This is a genomic window from Pseudomonas oryzae (assembly GCF_900104805.1).
Taxonomy (GTDB): domain Bacteria; phylum Pseudomonadota; class Gammaproteobacteria; order Pseudomonadales; family Pseudomonadaceae; genus Geopseudomonas; species Geopseudomonas oryzae.
In genome coordinates, this window is record NZ_LT629751.1 from 1,795,481 (window position 1) to 1,811,473 (window position 15,993).

At 70.4% G+C, this 15,993-nt stretch carries 13 protein-coding genes; 6 read left to right on the forward strand and 7 right to left on the reverse strand.

Features of this window, described 5'->3' with window-relative positions:
* Positions 1-214: 214 nt before the first annotated feature.
* From BLT78_RS08045 to hmpA, 6 genes are all read right to left on the reverse strand, one after another.
* A complete protein-coding gene (locus BLT78_RS08045; protein WP_090348473.1) occupies positions 215-988 on the reverse strand; it encodes an enoyl-CoA hydratase in 774 nt (257 codons plus the stop codon).
* A 16-nt stretch (positions 989-1,004) separates the two neighbouring features.
* Positions 1,005-2,195 carry an acetyl-CoA C-acyltransferase gene (locus BLT78_RS08050; RefSeq protein ID WP_090348474.1) on the reverse strand — a complete coding sequence of 397 codons (1,191 nt, stop codon included), beginning with the start codon at positions 2,193-2,195 and terminating at the stop codon, positions 1,005-1,007.
* Between the two features lie 14 nt (positions 2,196-2,209).
* The gene (locus BLT78_RS08055; protein WP_090348475.1) at positions 2,210-2,974 is read right to left on the reverse strand and encodes an SDR family NAD(P)-dependent oxidoreductase; all 765 of its coding nucleotides are present in this window, start codon (positions 2,972-2,974) and stop codon (positions 2,210-2,212) included.
* 234 nt (positions 2,975-3,208) lie between these two features.
* The gene (locus BLT78_RS08060; RefSeq protein ID WP_231975754.1) at positions 3,209-4,264 is read right to left on the reverse strand and encodes an AraC family transcriptional regulator; all 1,056 of its coding nucleotides are present in this window, start codon (positions 4,262-4,264) and stop codon (positions 3,209-3,211) included.
* Between the two features lie 239 nt (positions 4,265-4,503).
* Positions 4,504-5,694, reverse strand: coding sequence for an NnrS family protein (locus tag BLT78_RS08065; protein ID WP_090348476.1), 1,191 nt, complete (start codon positions 5,692-5,694; stop codon positions 4,504-4,506).
* A gap of 204 nt (positions 5,695-5,898) precedes the next feature.
* Entirely contained in the window at positions 5,899-7,080 is a 1,182-nt protein-coding gene (gene hmpA, locus BLT78_RS08070; RefSeq protein WP_090348477.1) for an NO-inducible flavohemoprotein, read from the reverse strand.
* 182 nt (positions 7,081-7,262) lie between these two features.
* Here hmpA and norR point away from each other — a divergent pair, with 182 nt between their 5' ends.
* From norR to BLT78_RS08100, 6 genes are all read left to right on the forward strand, one after another.
* Positions 7,263-8,813: a nitric oxide reductase transcriptional regulator NorR gene (gene norR, locus BLT78_RS08075; RefSeq protein WP_090348478.1), complete on the forward strand. Its 1,551-nt coding sequence runs from the start codon at positions 7,263-7,265 to the stop codon at positions 8,811-8,813.
* Positions 8,814-9,283: 470 nt separating this feature from the next.
* Complete coding sequence (gene aroQ / locus BLT78_RS08080) at positions 9,284-9,724, forward strand: type II 3-dehydroquinate dehydratase (RefSeq protein ID WP_090348479.1); 441 nt, start codon at positions 9,284-9,286, stop codon at positions 9,722-9,724.
* 8 nt (positions 9,725-9,732) lie between these two features.
* The gene (locus tag BLT78_RS08085; protein WP_090348480.1) at positions 9,733-10,584 is read left to right on the forward strand and encodes a shikimate dehydrogenase; all 852 of its coding nucleotides are present in this window, start codon (positions 9,733-9,735) and stop codon (positions 10,582-10,584) included.
* A 103-nt stretch (positions 10,585-10,687) separates the two neighbouring features.
* Positions 10,688-11,248 carry a TRAP transporter small permease gene (locus tag BLT78_RS08090; RefSeq protein ID WP_090348481.1) on the forward strand — a complete coding sequence of 187 codons (561 nt, stop codon included), beginning with the start codon at positions 10,688-10,690 and terminating at the stop codon, positions 11,246-11,248.
* Positions 11,248-12,528 (forward strand): TRAP transporter large permease subunit, encoded by a 1,281-nt coding sequence (locus BLT78_RS08095; RefSeq protein WP_090348482.1) that lies wholly within the window; start codon positions 11,248-11,250, stop codon positions 12,526-12,528. Before BLT78_RS08090 ends, BLT78_RS08095 begins: the two co-directional genes overlap by 1 nt.
* Positions 12,529-12,575: 47 nt before the next feature.
* Positions 12,576-13,592 carry a TRAP transporter substrate-binding protein gene (locus BLT78_RS08100; RefSeq protein WP_090348483.1) on the forward strand — a complete coding sequence of 339 codons (1,017 nt, stop codon included), beginning with the start codon at positions 12,576-12,578 and terminating at the stop codon, positions 13,590-13,592.
* 90 nt (positions 13,593-13,682) lie between these two features.
* Here BLT78_RS08100 and BLT78_RS08105 read toward each other — a convergent pair whose 3' ends face one another.
* A complete protein-coding gene (locus BLT78_RS08105; protein ID WP_231975756.1) occupies positions 13,683-15,983 on the reverse strand; it encodes a heavy metal translocating P-type ATPase in 2,301 nt (766 codons plus the stop codon).
* Positions 15,984-15,993 lie beyond the last annotated feature (10 nt).

Here is a 15,993-nt window from a genome sequence, read left to right on the forward strand (position 1 = left end):
CATTTCGACTTCCTCTTTCTTGTTGTTGTTTTCAACGGATAGCAGCGGCCGGTTCCCTGGCCGCAGGGCAATCGCATGAAGCCAATTTCCCGGTCCGCAGGGGCGAATTCATTCGCCAAAGCACCCCGCCAAGGCGAATGAATTCGCCCCTACAACGGATTGGAGGCTATTCATGCAATTGCCCGGTTCCCTGGCCGCAGGGCGCAGGCACGGCTCAGCGATGGGTGAAGTTCGGCGCGCGCTTCTCGACGAAGGCCGCCATGCCCTCCTTCTGGTCGGCGGTGGCGAACACCGAGTGGAACACCCGCCGCTCGAAGCGCACGCCCTCGCTGAGGCTGGTCTCGTCGACGCGGTTGATGCACTCCTTGATCAGCATCGCCGCGGTCAGCGACTTGCCGGCGATGGCGTGGGCCGCCTCGAGGGTCTTCTCCAGCAGGCTGTCGGCCGGGAACACCCGCGCCACCAGCCCGGCGACCTCGGCCTCGGCGGCGTCCATCATGCGCCCGGTCAGGCACATCTCCATGGCCTTGGCGCGGCCGATGGCGCGGGTCAGGCGCTGGGTGCCACCGATGCCCGGCAGCACGCCGAGGGTGATCTCCGGCAGGCCGAAGCGCGCGCTGTCGGCGGCGTAGATGAAGTCGCACATCAGCGCCAGCTCGCAGCCGCCGCCCAGCGCGTAGCCGGACACCGCGGCGATGACCGGCTTGCGCCGCGCGGCGATGCGGTCGGCTTGCGCGAAGTGGTCGTCGTGGTAGATCTGCGGATAGGTCATGTCCGCCAGTTCCTTGATGTCCGCACCGGCGGCGAAGGCCTTGCTGGAGCCGGTGAGGACGATGCAGCCGATCTGCGGGTCGGCCTCCAGGCGGTCGAGCGCCTGGTTGAGCTCGCCGACCAGTTGGGAGTTGAGCGCATTGAGCGCCTGGGGACGGTTGAGGGTGATCAGCGCGACGCGCTCGCGGATCTCCACCAGCAGGGTTTCGTAGTTCATCGGACTCTCCTTGTATTCAGTCCAGCAGCTCGACGGCCATCGCCGTGGCCTCGCCGCCGCCGATGCAGATCGCCGCCACGCCGCGGCGCAGGCCATGGCTGCGCAGCGCTGCCAGCAGGGTCACCAGGATGCGCGCGCCGGAGGCGCCGATCGGATGGCCGAGGGCGCAGGCACCGCCGTGCACGTTGACCCTGGCGTGGTCGAGGCCCAGCTCGCGCATGGCGACCATGGCCACCACGGCGAAGGCCTCGTTGATCTCGAACAGGTCGACCTGATCGAGGCTCCAGCCGGTGCGCTGCAGCAGGTTGCGGATCGCGCCGATGGGCGCGGTGGGGAACAGGTTGGGCGCATCGGCGAAGGCGGCATGGCCGCGGATCGCCGCCAGCGGGCGCAGGCCGCGGCGCTCGGCGTCAGACTGGCGCATCAGCACCAATGCGGCGGCGCCGTCGGAGATCGAACTGGAGTTGGCCGCGGTCACCGTGCCGCCGTCGCGGAACGCCGGGCGCAGGGTCGGGATCTTCTCCGGGCTGGCCTTGGGCGGCTGCTCGTCGCTCTCGACCCGGCGCTGCTCGCGGCCTTGGGGCGCCGTCAGCGGCACGATCTCCGCGGCGAAGCGACCGCTCGCCATGGCGTCGCGGGCGCGCTGCAGCGAGGCCAGCGCGTAGGCGTCCTGCTCCTCGCGGCTGAAACCGTGCTGCTGCGCGCAATCCTCGGCGAAGGTCCCCATCAGGCGGCCCTTGTCGTAGGCGTCCTCCAGGCCGTCGAGGAACATGTGGTCGAGCACCTTGCCGTGGCCCATGCGGTAGCCGGCGCGGGCCTTGTCGAGCAGGTAGGGGGCGTTGGACATGCTTTCCATGCCGCCGGCGACGACGATCTCGGCACTGCCGGCGCGCAGCAGGTCGTGGCCGAGGATGGCCGCCTGCATGCCCGAGCCGCACATCTTGTTGAGGGTGGTGCACACCGTGGAACGCGACAACCCGGCGCCCAGCGCCGCCTGACGCGCCGGCGCCTGGCCGAGGCCGGCGGGCAGCACACAGCCCATCAGCACCTCCTGCACCGCCTCAGGCGGCAGGCCGCTGCGCTCGACCGCGGCGCGGATGGCGGCGGCGCCCAGTTCGGGGGCGGTCAGGTTCCGGAGGTCGCCCTGGAAACCGCCCATCGGGGTGCGCGCGCTGCCGACGATGACGATCGGATCTTCGTGGCTCATGGGGTGTTCTCCTGTCACTTGGCGGCCATACGCAGGGCGCCGTCGAGGCGGATCACCTCGCCGTTGAGCATGCTGTTCTCGACGATGTGGCGGACCAGCGCGGCGTACTCCTCGGGCTTGCCGAGGCGCGGCGGGAACGGCACGCCCGCGGCCAGCGAGGCGCGCACCTCGTCACTCATGCCGGCCATCATCGGTGTCTCGAAGATGCCGGGGGCGATGGTCATCACGCGGATGCCGTGGCGCGCCAGCTCGCGGGCGGCCGGCAGGGTCAGGCTGGCCACCCCGCCCTTGGAGGCGGCGTAGGCGGCCTGGCCGATCTGCCCGTCGAAGGCGGCGATGGAGGCGGTGTTGACGATCACCCCGCGCTCGCCACCCTCGTCCGGGGTGCCCTCGGCCATCGCCTCGGCGGCCAGGCGCAGCATGTTGAAGGTGCCGATCAGGTTGATGGTGACGATGCGGCTGAAGCTCTCCAGCGCGTGCGGCCCGTTGCGGCCGAGCACCTTCTCGCCGCCGACCACGCCGGCGCAGTTGACCAGCCCGTGCAGCGCGCCGAAGGTCTCGCGGGCGGCGGCCACGGCATTGCGGGCGGCGGCCTCGTCGGTGATGTCGGCGACCAGGCCGCGGGCATTGGCGCCCAGTTCGGCGGCGCGCGCCTCGACGGCGGCGGCGACGTCGACCAGCAGCACCCGGGCGCCGGCCTCGACCAGCGCCCGTGCGGTGGCCGCACCGAGTCCGGAGGCGGCGCCGGTGACCAGGAAAACCTTGTTGGGGATGCGCATGAGTTGTCTCTCTTGTTCTGGCGACACGCGGGCAGCCGGGGGCCGGCGCACGGGCGGCGCAACTACTTGATCGGGATTGGCGGGAAGGTGTCGGGCGGCTAGCCCGCGGGGGGATGCACGACAGGGAAGCAGGGCGGCATGGCGGTTTCCTTATCTTGTTCTAGTTCGGAAGCACGACAGGCGTGATGGCTTCATATTGGTCAGCGGGCCACGGGCCGGCAATGGCCGTTCCTGTCAATCTGCGTGACCGTTTTGGCCAATGCCGGGGGCGAGGATCAGGGTGCGGTAGTGGCCGGGATTGGTGCCGGTCCACTTGCGGAAGGCCTTGTAGAAGGCGCTGACGTCGGCGAAGCCGAGGCGCTCGGCGATGGCGCCGAAGCTGACCTGCGGATCGGCCAGCCAGGCGGTGGCGCGCTCCTGGCGCACGGCGTCCTTGATCGCCTGGTAGGACTGGCCGACCTCGGCCAGCCGCCGGCGCAGGGTCGAGGGTGACATGCACAGCACCTGGGCCAGCTCGTCGCCGGTCGGCCAGCGCTCGCCCGGCAGGCTGCGCAGGTGGGCCTTGATGCGGTGCGCCAGGCTGCCGGTGTCGCGGTACTTGACCAGGATGTTCGACGGCGCGCGGGCGAGGAACTCGTTGAGCTCCGCCTCGCTGCGCCGCACCGGCAGATCGAGCACCTCGGCGGCGAAGATGATCCGGTTCGACGGGCGGGCGAAGCGCAGGTTGTCGGAGAACATCACCCGGTAGTCGCCGATGTACTCCGGCTCGGCGCCGCGCAGCTCCACCGCCAGCAACGGGAAACGCCGACCCACCAGCCAGCAGGCCAGGCCGTGCAGCAGCAGCCAGAAGGTGAAGCAGGCGAAGGGCCGCAGCGGCTCGCCCGTGCGCTCGTGCAGCACCACCTCGGCCAGGCTCTGGCTGCGGGCGAGGGTCGGGCGGAAGTTCTCGAAGGTCAGGGCGAAGAAGTCCAGCGCGGTGTGCAGCGCCTCCTCGAGGGTCGCCTGGTTGCGGCAGGTGCGGCACAGGAAGGCGAAGCTGCCCCAGCGCATGCGCCGCGGGTCCATGGCGAAGAACTCGTCGTCGTAGCGGCGCGCCAGATGCAGCCACAGGCGGCTGTAGTCGCGCACCTCGACCCGCGCGGCGGGATCGGCGAGCAGTGCCGGCTCCAGGCCCACCTCGCGCAGCAGCTCGGCGACCGGCTCGCCGCGCTCGGCGAAACCGCGCAGGGCCTCCTCGACCAGACGGATGGAGATGCTGTCCTTGACTACCGGTGCTGCGCGCTGGATCACGGGGTCCGCTTCCCTGATGAATGGACGGACACCTTAGGCCAAGCCGGCCCCGCCGCGCCAGAACGGGTACACATGTAGGGTGGACAACGGCGCAGCCTTGTCCACCATGCAGCGCCCCGCTGGCGGAATCGCTGCGCTCCACCCCACATCGCTGACGGCGCCCCCTCAGCGGAACGGCGCAGGGTGTGCCACGCGCACCGCGAGCAAGCCGTCGCAGCAATGGGTGCGCACGGAGCACCCTACCCCGGCTGGCCATCCAGCCGCGGCCGGCACAGCATCGGCCCGTAGTGCCAGACGAACAGGGCGAAGGCCGCTACCCAGGCCGCGCCGGCCAGATGCAGGCTGCCGAGCGGGAAGAACGGCGGCAGCAGCACCCGCGCCGCGGCGCCGAGGTTGACCAGCGCGAAGGCCCAGGCCATCGTCTTGGGCGGCTGCAGCGGCCGGCCGGTGTGGCCGAGGCTGACCCGCGCGACCATGGCGAGGATCAGCCCGCCCATGCCGCCGACGCCGAGGGCGTGCAGCGCCAGGCTGGAGCCGGCCAGCACGCCGAAGTGCCACAGCGCCTGCCCCGCCAGCGCCACCACCAGCCAAGCATAGGCCAGGTGCAGCGACCACAGCAGCGGCACCCGCCACAGGCCCACGTCGTGCCAGCGCGCCAGACGCACGCCGTGCAGCAGAGCCACCAGGGCGAACAGCGCGCCGAGCCAGGCCTGTGCCTGCAGGGCCGGCCCCAGGGCGGTGAGCACGACGAGCAGCACCAGGCCGCCCTGGGCGCTCCATTCCAGCCAGGGCAGCGCCGGCACCTGCGCCGTGCGGCCAAGACCGCGCTGGGTGAAGAACGGGATCACCCGCCCGCCGATCAGGCCCATCATCACCGCCACCAGCCACAACGCGGCGATCACGCCCTGGCGCTGCCAGGCGTCGTTGGACTGGGCGAGGCCGGCGAGCACCAGCAGGTCGGCGAGGGTCAGCAGCGTCAGCACGCCGACGATGGGGTAGTTGCGCACCTGGCGCACGGCCAGCAGCATGCGGCCGAGCACCACCGCAACGGCAGGCAGGAAGGCCAGCTCCAGCGGGATCAGCAGCCACAGCGGCGCGCCCAGCAGCCAGGCCAGCCGCGCGGCCAGCCACAGCCCGGCCAGCGCGACGAGCGGCCGACCGGAGAGACCGGGGCGGCCGGTCCAGTTCTGCGCGGCGGTGAGCAGGAAGCCGGCGATGATCGCCGCGCCGAAGCCGAACACCATCTCGTGGCGATGCCAGGCCAGCGCGCCGCCGGCCGGCTGCCAGGCAGGCCACCAGCCGGCCAGCACACCGAGCCAAAGGGGAATGGCCAGCGCGGCGAAGGCCGTGCCGGCGAGGAAGAAGGGACGAAAACCGAGGCGCCACAGCGGCGCGATCTGCAACAGGGCCTTGCGGTCGACCAATTGCATGGGAATTCCTTAACGGTGATGGTGCGCACGCCCCTGCGGCAGCACCGGGGTGGACGCTCCGCGCTTCTGATGGCAACGCGGAGCACCAGCCTGTAGGGGCGAATTCATTCGCCAGCAGACCTCGCAAAGGCGAATGAATTCGCCCCTACGTCGCAGCAATGGCGTACCGCCTGCGGCGGGTACGCCCTAGCTGCTCAGCCTAGCTCAAGCCTCCAGCGCCGCCGCCGGGCCGAAGAACTCGTAGCGGCACTGCGCCTGCGGCACGCCCAGCTCGGCGAGCTGCTTCTTCACCTGGGCCATGAACGGCTTCGGGCCGAGGAAGTAGGCGTCCAGGTCGCGCTGCTCCGGCAGCCAGTCGTTGAGCAGCGCGGCGCTGCTGAAGCCCTCGGCGTCGGCCACATCGCCCTCGCGCGGCTCGCTATAGCAGTAGAAGCGCTTGAGCTGCGGGTGCTGCGCGCTCTTCTCGTCCAGCCACTCGCGGAAGGCGTGCACGCCGCCGTGGCGGGCGAAGTGGATGAAACGCACCTCGCGGCCGGTCTGCAGCGCCTGCTCGAGCATGGCCACCGCCGGGGTGATGCCGACGCCGGCGGTGATCAGCGCCAGCGGCTTGTCGCTATCCTCGAGGACGAAGTCGCCGGCCGGCGGGAAGACTTCCAGCTCGGCGCCGACCTGCACCTGGTCGTGCAGGTAGTTGGAGATGCGGCCGCCCTCCTCGCGCTTGACGCTGATGCGCAGCTCGCGGCCGTTCGGCGCGGCGGACAGCGAGTAGTTGCGGCGCATCTCCTCGCCGTCGATGACGAAGCGCAGGCCCAGGTACTGGCCCGGCACGAACTCCGGCACCGCGCCGCCGTCCACCGGCTGCAGGTAGAAGGAGGTGATCTCCTCGCTCTCGGCCTCCTTGCGCGCCACGCGGAACTGCCGCGAGCCGCGCCAGCCGCCTTCCTTGGCCTCGTTGGCGGCGTACACCGCTTCCTCGGCGCCGATCAGGATGTCGGCCAGTTGCTGGTAGGCCGCGCCCCAGGCTTCCAGCACCTCGTCGGTGGCGATCTCCTCGCCGAGCACCTCGCGGATGGCGCGCAGCAGGCAGGAGCCGACGATCGGGTAGTGTTCCGGCAGGATCTGCAGCGACACGTGCTTGTGCACGATCTGGCCGACCAGCGGGCCCAGCTCCTGCAGGCGGTCGATGTGGCGGGCGTACATCAGCACGCTGTTGGCCAGCGCGCGCGGCTGGTCGCCGCTGGCCTGGTGGGCCTGGTTGAACAGCACCTTCACCTGCGGGTATTCGCCGAGCATGATCTTGTAGAAATGCTTGGTCAGGGTTTCGCCGCCGGTTTCCAGCAGCGGGACGGTGGCCTTGATGATGGCGGTTTGTTGAGCGGACAGCATGGACGACTCCTGAATGGGACCAAGTGGAACAGGCGGCCATCGACAGGCCACCCGCACGCAAGCACAATGGACATATCAGGTTTCGTGCCAGAATTTTTATTCAATAAAATCAATGACTTGAAATTATCGCGAGTCATCACGACAACAACCGAAAGCTGTCAACCCGACAACACGCTATCGAAATGACTACGCACCCGCTGCTCAATGCCCTGATCCCGCTGGTCGCCGACCTGTCCCGCGACCTGCCGGAAGCGGAACGCTACCGCCGCCTGCTCGGCGCCCTGCGCGCGCTGATGCCTGCCGACGCCGCCGCGCTGCTGCGCCTGGACGGCGACACCCTGGTGCCGCTGGCGGTCGACGGCCTGAGCGCCGACACCCTCGGCCGGCGTTTCCGGGTCGACGAGCACCCGCGCTTCGCCAGCCTCCTGGCCCATCGCGGCATGACCCGCTTCGCCGCCGACTGCGCCCTGCCCGATCCCTACGACGGCCTGGTCGAGGGCCTGCACGGCCATCTGGAAGTGCATGACTGCATGGGCTGCCCGCTGTACGTCGACGAGCAGCCGTGGGGCCTGTTGACCCTCGACTCGCTCGACCCGAAGCGCTTCGAGCATATCGACCTCGACAACCTCGAGGCCTTCGCCAGCCTGGCCGCCGCCACGGTGCGCGCCGCCGAGCGCATCGACGCCCTGACCCGCCGCGCCGAGCACGACGAGCAACTGGTCGAGGCCTACCGCGAGGCCGCCGGGCGCCGCGAACTGATCGGCCAGAGCCGCGAGCACCAGCGCCTGCTCGAGGAGATCGCCCTGGTCGCCGGCAGCGACCTCAGCGTGCTGATCAGCGGCGAGACCGGCGTCGGCAAGGAGCTGGTCGCCCAGGCCATCCATGGCGCCTCGCCGCGCGCGCGCCAGCCCTTGATCAGCCTCAACTGCGCGGCTCTGCCGGATACCCTGGTGGAGAGCGAGCTGTTCGGCCACGTGCGCGGCGCCTTCTCCGGCGCGGTGAGCGAGCGCCACGGCAAGTTCGAACTGGCCGACGGCGGCACGCTGTTCCTCGACGAGGTCGGCGAGCTGCCGCTGGCGGTGCAGGCCAAGCTGCTGCGCGTGCTGCAGAGCGGCCAGCTGCAGCGGGTCGGCTCCGACCGCGAGCACCGCGTCGACGTGCGGGTAATCGCCGCCACCAACCGCGACCTCGCCGAGGAAGTGCGCGCCGGGCGCTTCCGCGCCGACCTCTACCACCGCCTGAGCGTCTACCCGCTGCCGGTGCCGCCGCTGCGCGAACGCGGGCGCGACGTGCTGCTGCTGGCCGGCTACTTTCTCGAGGAGAACCGCGCCCGCCTCGGCCTGCGCAGCCTGCGCCTGACCGGCGAGGCGCAGGCCGCCCTGCTCGCCTACGACTGGCCGGGCAACGTGCGCGAGCTGGAGCACCTGATCGGCCGCGCCGCGCTCAAGGCGATGGCCGCCGGCGAGCGGAGCGAGCGCAAGCGCATCCTCAGCATCGGCGCCGAACTGCTCGGCCTGCCGGCGAGCGCCCCGGCCAGCCCGGTCAGCGCCGCCGCCGAGATCAGCCTGGCCGCGCCCGGCGGCAACCTGCGCGAAGCCACCGAGCAGCTCCAGCGTCAGCTGATCGTCGCCGCCCTGGAGCGCCATCAGCACAACTGGGCCGCCGCCGCCCGCGAGCTGGGCCTGGACCGCGCCAACCTGCACCGGCTGGCCAAGCGGCTGGGGCTGCGCTAGCTGACGACAGGGCCCCGCCCGAACGCTCCGCGTCCCATGCGGCCGAGGAAATGACGCGGGGCGTCAAGGGCCGCACCGCCGGGGCAGCATCAGCGGCGACGTGCCCACGTTGCACCACGCTGCGCCCTCACGCGGGGAAAGGCATGCGGCCGTTTCCCACCCTACGGGGCCGAGCGCCCGACGACCGCCCCTCCGCTCGATAACCGCACACTTTGTTGACCCGTCCGCCACGCTCCGCAACGGTGCGTGGCGCACCGTCAGCGCGCAGCGATCACCCCGGCAAAGCCTTGAAAATCGCGCCCTTGCGGCGCCTTGTCGCAGCTTAACGCGAGCTTCCACCGCCTCTCGTCGCCCTCTGCGCGCCTTGCCATTGGCAATTCGGCCGTATTGACTGAATTAACCAGTTAGTACATTTTCTCGTCACTGCCGGCACACGTCCGGAGACAAGAACAACAACGGAGAGCGCGTGCATGTCGCACCTTGTCCTCGTCCTCAACGGTCCCAACCTGAACATGCTGGGCACCCGCGAACCCGCCACCTACGGGCACGAAACCCTCGCCGACGTCGAAGCCCTGTGCCAGCGCACTGCCGCCGAACACGGCCTGGAAGTCGAGTTCCGCCAGACCAACCACGAAGGCCAGTTGCTCGACTGGATCCACCAGGCACGCGGCCGCTGCGCCGGCATCCTGATCAATCCCGGCGCCTGGACGCACACCTCGGTGGCGATCCGCGACGCCCTGGTCGCCGCCGAACTGCCGGTGATCGAGGTGCACCTGTCCAACGTGCACAAGCGCGAGGAGTTCCGTCATCACTCCTTCGTCTCCGGCGTTGCGCTCGGCGTGCTGTGCGGCTTCGGCACCCACGGCTACCGCCTGGGCCTGACCCACTTCGCCCACCTGCTCAACGGTTGAGAGCCATCATGACCCAGACTTCCAGCATCCTCGCCGGCCTGATCGGCGCCGGCATCCAGGCCTCGCGCACCCCGGCCATGCACGAGCACGAGGGCGACGCCCAGGGCATCCGCTACCTGTACCGGCTGATCGACCTCGACCAGCTCGGCGTAACCAGCGCCGCCCTGCCCGAGCTGCTCGACGCCGCCCAGCGCCTGAGCTTCACCGGCCTGAACATCACCTTCCCGTGCAAGCAGGCGATCATCCCGCTGCTCGACGAACTGTCGCCGGAAGCGCGCGGTATCGGCGCGGTAAACACCGTGGTGTTCGCGGACGGCAAGCGCGTCGGCCACAACACCGACTGCCTGGGCTTCGCCGAGGGCTTCCGTCGCGGCCTGCCGGGCGTGGCCCGCGAGCGCGTGGTGCAGATGGGCGCCGGCGGCGCCGGCGCCGCGGTGGCGCATGCCCTGCTGCAGGAAGGCGTGCGCCAGCTGACCATCTTCGACGTCGAGCCGGCGCGCGCCGCCGAGCTGGCCACCAGCCTCAACGGCAGCTTCGGCGCCGGCCGCGCCCAGGCCGGCGGCGAACTGCCGGCGGCGATGGCCGAGGCCCAGGGCCTGGTCAACACCACGCCGGTGGGCATGGCCAAGCTGCCGGGCATGCCGCTGCCGGCCGAGCTGCTGCACGCCGACCTGTGGGTGGCGGAGATCATCTACTTCCCGCTGGAAACCGAGCTGCTGCGCGCCGCGCGCGCCCTCGGCTGCCAGACCCTCGACGGCAGCAAGATGGCGGTGTTCCAGGCGGTCAAGGCGTTCGAGCTGTTCACCGGCCGCGCGGCCGATGCCGAGCGGATGCTGGCCCACTTCGCCAGCATGAGCTGAAGTACCCGACAGTGGCCGCTGCGGCGGCCACGCCAACCGCGGCTCGTTCGTCATGGCAGGGAGGGCCATGCAGACAGCCCCGGACAACCCGACGAGGTCAATCATGAAAAAAATAGCCGACCTTTACTTCCGCCTGCTCAAGCTGCTCATCGTGCTGTGCATGCTCGGCATGGTGGTGCTGGTCTTCGGCAACGTGGTCTTGCGTTATGCCTTCAACTCCGGGATCAGCGTCTCGGAAGAACTCTCCCGCTGGTTCTTCGTCTGGATGGTGTTCCTCGGCGCCCTGGTCGCGCTCAGGGAGCGCGCCCACATCGGTCTGGACAGCCTGGTCAAGCGCCTGCCACCGCTCGGCAAGCGCTTCTGCCTGGTGGTCGGCCACCTGCTGATGCTGTTCGTCACCTGGCTGTTCCTCAGCGGCAGCTGGCAGCAGGCGCAGATCAATCTCGACGTGGTCGCCCCGGCCTCCGGCCTGTCGATGGCCTGGTTCTACGGCGTCGGCGTGGTGTTCGGCGTCAGCGCCGGGCTGATCCTGCTCCACGAACTGTACCTCGCCCTCTCCTGCCGCCTGTCCGACGCCGAGCTGGTGATGGTCAAGGGCAACGAGGCCGCCGAGGAAATCGAACACATCCAGCACCAGCAAGCCGCCGCCGGGAGGAACGCCTGATGACCCTGACCATCTTCCTCGGTACCCTGCTGGGCGGCATGGCGCTGGGCATTCCGATCGCCTTCGCCCTGCTGCTGGTCGCCGTCGCGCTGATGCTGCACCTCGACCTGTTCGACGCGCAGATCATCGCCCAGAACCTGCTCAACGGCGCCGACAGCTTCCCGCTGATGGCCGTGCCGTTCTTCATGCTGGCCGGCGAGATCATGAACGCCGGCGGTCTGTCGCGGCGCATCGTCAACATCGCCATGGCCCTGGTCGGCCACAAGCGCGGCGGCCTCGGCTACGTGGCGATCATCGCCTCCTGCCTGCTCGCCTCGCTGTCCGGCTCGGCGGTAGCCGACGCCGCGGCGCTGGCCGCGCTGCTGGTGCCGATGATGGTGCAGGCCGGGCACAGCCGCGAGCGCTCGGCCGGCCTGATCGCCGCCGGCGGCATCATCGCGCCGATCATCCCGCCGAGCATCGGCTTCATCATCTTCGGCGTCGCCTCCGGGGTGTCGATCTCCAAGCTGTTCATGGCCGGCATCGTGCCGGGGATCATGCTCGGCGCCGCGCTGGCCATCGCCTGGTGGTTCGTCGCCCGCAAGGAAAGCGCCGAGATGCCGCCCAAGCGCTCGCGCCAGGAAGTGCTGCGCGCGCTGCTCGACGGCAGCTGGGCGCTGGGCCTGCCGGTGATCATCATCGTCGGCCTCAAGCTGGGCATCTTCACCCCGACCGAAGCCGCGGTGGTCGCCGCCGTGTATGCGCTGTTCGTCGCCGTGGTGATCTACCGCGAACTCAAGCTCAGCCAGCTCTACGAGGTGATCCTCGCCGCCGCCAAGACCACCTCGGTGGTGATGTTCCTGGTCGCCGCGGCCATGGTTTCCGCCTGGCTGGTCAACATCGCCGACCTGCCCGGCCAGCTGGCCGAGTTGCTCGAGCCGTTCATGGACAACCCGACCTTGCTGCTGCTGGTGATCATGCTGCTGATCGTGCTGGTCGGCACGGTGATGGACATGGCGCCGACCATCCTGATCCTCACCCCGGTGCTGATGCCGGCGGTGGTCCAGGCCGGCATCGACCCGGTGTACTTCGGCGTGCTGTTCCTGATCAACACCTCGATCGGCCTGATCACCCCGCCGGTGGGCACCGTGCTCAACGTGGTGTGCGGCGTGTCGAAGCTGAAGATGGAAGAGATCGTCCGCGGCGTCGGCCCGTTCCTGATCGCCCAGCTGCTGGTGCTGGTCCTGCTGGTGCTGTTCCCGCAACTGGTGCTCGTCCCCATGAAGTTCCTCGCCGGCTGACCGGCCCCTTGCCTGCTCCATCCAACAACAATGAAAGGTAGAGAAACATGTCCAAGCTGCTGAAAACCCTGCTCGCCACTGCCTGCACTGCCGGCGTGCTGTTCGCCGGTAGCGCCAGCGCCGAGATCAAGGAGCGCACCCTGCGCTTCGCCTTCCAGAACGTCAAGGAACACCCGCAGGGTCAGGGCGCGCAGAAATTCGCCGACCTGGTCAGCGAGAAGTCCGGCGGCAAGATCAAGGTGCGCCTGTTCCCGGGCGGCACCCTGGGCGGCGACCTGCAGACCGTCTCCGCGCTGCAGGGCGGCACCCTCGACCTGACCGTGCTCAACTCGGGCATCCTCGCCGCCCAGGTGCCGGAATTCGCCATGCTCGACTTCCCCTACCTGTTCAACGACACCCGCGAAGCCCACGCGGTGATCGACGGCGAGGTCGGCCAGCAGCTGCACGCACGCCTGGAGAGCAAGGGCCTGATCGGTCTGGGCTACTGGGACCTCGGTTTCCGCAACCTGACCAACAGCAAGCGCCCGGTGACCAAACCCGAGGACATGGAAGGCCTGAAGGTGCGGGTGATCCAGTCGCCGATCTACCTGGAGACCTTCAAGGCGCTCGGCGCCAACCCGGTGCCGATGCCCTTCCCCGAGGTCTACACCGCGCTGGAGCAGCACACCGTGGACGGCCAGGAGAACCCCTACACGGTGATCCTCGGCAACAAGTTCCACGAGGTGCAGAAGTACCTGTCGGCCACCAGCCACATCTACAACCCGCAGTCGTTCGTCATCGGCCAGAAGACCTGGCAGAAGCTCGGCAGCGACGAGCAGGCGCTGATCCGCGCAGCCGCCGTCGAGGCGCAGGCCTTCCAGCGCGAGATCACCGCCAAGGCGCAGACCGAGGCGCTGGACAAGCTCAAGCAGGACGGCATCGCCGCCAACGAGATCGCCCCGGCCGAGATCGACCGCTTCCGCGACAAGGTCAAGCCGGTGGTCGAGCAGTTCTCCAAGGACCTCGACCCGGCGCTGGTCAAGGCCATGTACGAGTCGATCGACAAGGTGCGCGCCGGCCAGTAAGCCACGCCCGCACTGCCGCTGGACGGAACGCCCGCTGGAGACAGCGGGCGTTTATCGTTCCGGGCGCAGCCCGGGCGGGCGATCGGGGGCTCAGCGCCGGTCGAGGTACTGGAACAGCTCCTCCTCCTGCTCGAAGTGCAGGCGCACCAGGGTGTCCAGGCGGATCAGCAGGATCTGCACCTCGTCGGCCGGCACCGCGGCCGGATCGGCGAGCAGGTCGTCGCGCATGCGCGCCAGCAGGTGGATCGCCCGGAAGATCTCGCGATGCCCGCGGCTCAGTGCCGACAGCGGGTCCTCGCCGGCCAGGCGCGCCGACAGCCACGGGTAGAGCTGGCGCTCGTCGTCGTGCTCGTGCTCGACCAGCAGCACCTGCAGGTCGTCGACCAGCGCCACCAGCGCCTGGCGGGCCGCCGCCGGCGGCAGCCGGGCGAACTCGCCGGCCAGCTGCTGCAGGCGATCCAGCAGGCGCGCCAGCTGGGCATGCTCGTCCTGCAGACGGTCGACCTGCTCGCCACTGAGCCACTGCGCCGCCGGACGGCGCGGGCCGAGCGCGCGCAGCGCGTAGAGGATCACCGCCACGTCGATCAGCTCCTGCACCACCGCGCCGGCCAGCGCCGGCAGGTAGCCGAAGGCGGCGACCAGCATGGCCAGCAGCGACAGCCCCATGCCGGCCAGCACGCTCCGGCGGGCGATCGCGCGGGTCTGGCGGGCGATCTCCAGCGCCTCGACCAGACGATCCAGGCGGTCGACCAGCAGCACCACCCCCGCCGCCTCCGCCGAGGCGGTGGCGCCGGCCGCGCCCATCGCCACGCCGACGTCGGCCGCCGCCAGCGCCGGCGCGTCGTTGATGCCGTCGCCGACCATCAGGGTCGGCCCCGCGCGGCGCCCGTCCTGCACCGCGCGCACCTTGTCCGCCGGCGCCAGACCGGCGCGCAGCTCGTCGATGCCGGCGGCCAGGGCGATCATCTCGGCGGTTTCCAGGCGGTCGCCGGTGAGCATGACGATGCGCCGGATGCCGGCGGCGCGCAGGCGCCTGACCACTCGCGGCGTTTCCCGGCGCACACTGTCGGCGAACAGCAGGGCGCCGACCAGCGCGCCGTCGACCTGCACGAAGCTGCCGCCGCAGGCGGCATAGTCCATCCGCCGCAGGATGCTGGCCGCCCAGTGGCTGTCGGGCTGCTCGGTCTGGGCGAACGAAAGGGTGCCGAGCCGGACCCGGTGCCCGCCGACCAGACCGCAGAGGCCGGCCCCGGCACTCTCCTCCACCGCCTGCGGCGCCTGCAGCGGCAGCTGTTGCCGCTGGGCGGCGCGGACGATGGCCTGGGAGATCGGATGCACCGAGGCCTGCGCCAGGGACGCCGCCCAGCCGAGCACCCGCTGCGGATCGCCCTCGCCCCTGACCTCCACCGACTGCAGCCGGGCCTGGCCGCTGGTCAGGGTGCCGGTCTTGTCGAGAAACAGTTGCTGCACCCCGGCCAGCGCCTCCAGGGTGGCGCCGTCCTTGATCAGGATGCCGCGCCGCGCGGCCCGCGAGATGCCGCCCATGATGGCGATCGGCACGGCGAGGATCAGCGGACAGGGGGTGGCCACCACCAGCACCGCCAGCGCACGCAACGGGTCGCCGCTGAGCCACCAGGCCAGCGCCGCCAGCGCCAGGCTCAGCGGGATGAAGAACAGCGCATAGCGGTCGGCCAGGCGCACGAAGGGCGCGCGCGAGCGCCGCGCCGCCTCGGCCAGGCGCACCACCCCGGCATAGGTGCTCTGCGCGGCCGTCTGCGTGGCCTGCAGCTGGAACGGCTCGCCGATGTTGACCACGCCGCTGGCCAGCAGGCTGTCGCGCCGACGGGTCACCGGCAACGATTCGCCGGTCAGCGCCGATTCGTCGAGGCTGGCGGTGGGGCTGAGCAGCCGGCCGTCGACCGGCACCACCTCGCCCAGCCGCACCAGCAGTACCTGGCCGACCCGCACCTGCTCGACCGGCAGCCGGCGCAGGTCGCCGCCCTCGTCCAGCCAGGCCTCGCGCGGCGCACGGTCGATCAGCGCGCGCAGCTCATGCTCGGCGCGCCGGTTGGTGAGGAACTCCAGGGTGCGCCCGCTGGCCAGCATCAGCGCCACCACGGCGGCAACCAGCCACTGCTCGAACGCCAGAGCGGCAGCGATGGCCAGCAGGGCGAGCAGATCGACGCCCGTCTCGCCGCGCAGCAGGCGGCGGACGATCTCGACGCCCAGCACCAGCGCCATCAGCAGGCTGCCCGCCGCCCAGCTCGCCGCCGCCAGCCCGGCGGCGCCCCACCAGTGGGCCAGTCCACCCGCCAGCAACGCCAGGCTGGTCAGCAGCAACAGCGCCGGATCGCGCCAGCGCAGCACTCGCTCCCAGGTTCCCTGCTCCACGCTCGTCTCC

Excerpts from the sequence above, each read along its gene's own strand:
- BLT78_RS08045 (WP_090348473.1), bottom strand. The coding sequence starts at position 988 with ATGAACTACGAAACCCTGCTGGTGGAGATCCGCGAGCGCGTCGCGCTG.
- BLT78_RS08050 (WP_090348474.1), bottom strand. The coding sequence starts at position 2,195 with ATGAGCCACGAAGATCCGATCGTCATCGTCGGCAGCGCGCGCACCCCG.
- BLT78_RS08055 (WP_090348475.1), bottom strand. The coding sequence starts at position 2,974 with ATGCGCATCCCCAACAAGGTTTTCCTGGTCACCGGCGCCGCCTCCGGA.
- BLT78_RS08065 (WP_090348476.1), bottom strand. The coding sequence starts at position 5,694 with ATGCAATTGGTCGACCGCAAGGCCCTGTTGCAGATCGCGCCGCTGTGG.
- hmpA (WP_090348477.1), bottom strand. The coding sequence starts at position 7,080 with ATGCTGTCCGCTCAACAAACCGCCATCATCAAGGCCACCGTCCCGCTG.
- norR (WP_090348478.1), top strand. The coding sequence starts at position 7,263 with ATGACTACGCACCCGCTGCTCAATGCCCTGATCCCGCTGGTCGCCGAC.
- aroQ (WP_090348479.1), top strand. The coding sequence starts at position 9,284 with ATGTCGCACCTTGTCCTCGTCCTCAACGGTCCCAACCTGAACATGCTG.
- BLT78_RS08085 (WP_090348480.1), top strand. The coding sequence starts at position 9,733 with ATGACCCAGACTTCCAGCATCCTCGCCGGCCTGATCGGCGCCGGCATC.
- BLT78_RS08090 (WP_090348481.1), top strand. The coding sequence starts at position 10,688 with ATGAAAAAAATAGCCGACCTTTACTTCCGCCTGCTCAAGCTGCTCATC.
- BLT78_RS08095 (WP_090348482.1), top strand. The coding sequence starts at position 11,248 with ATGACCCTGACCATCTTCCTCGGTACCCTGCTGGGCGGCATGGCGCTG.
- BLT78_RS08100 (WP_090348483.1), top strand. The coding sequence starts at position 12,576 with ATGTCCAAGCTGCTGAAAACCCTGCTCGCCACTGCCTGCACTGCCGGC.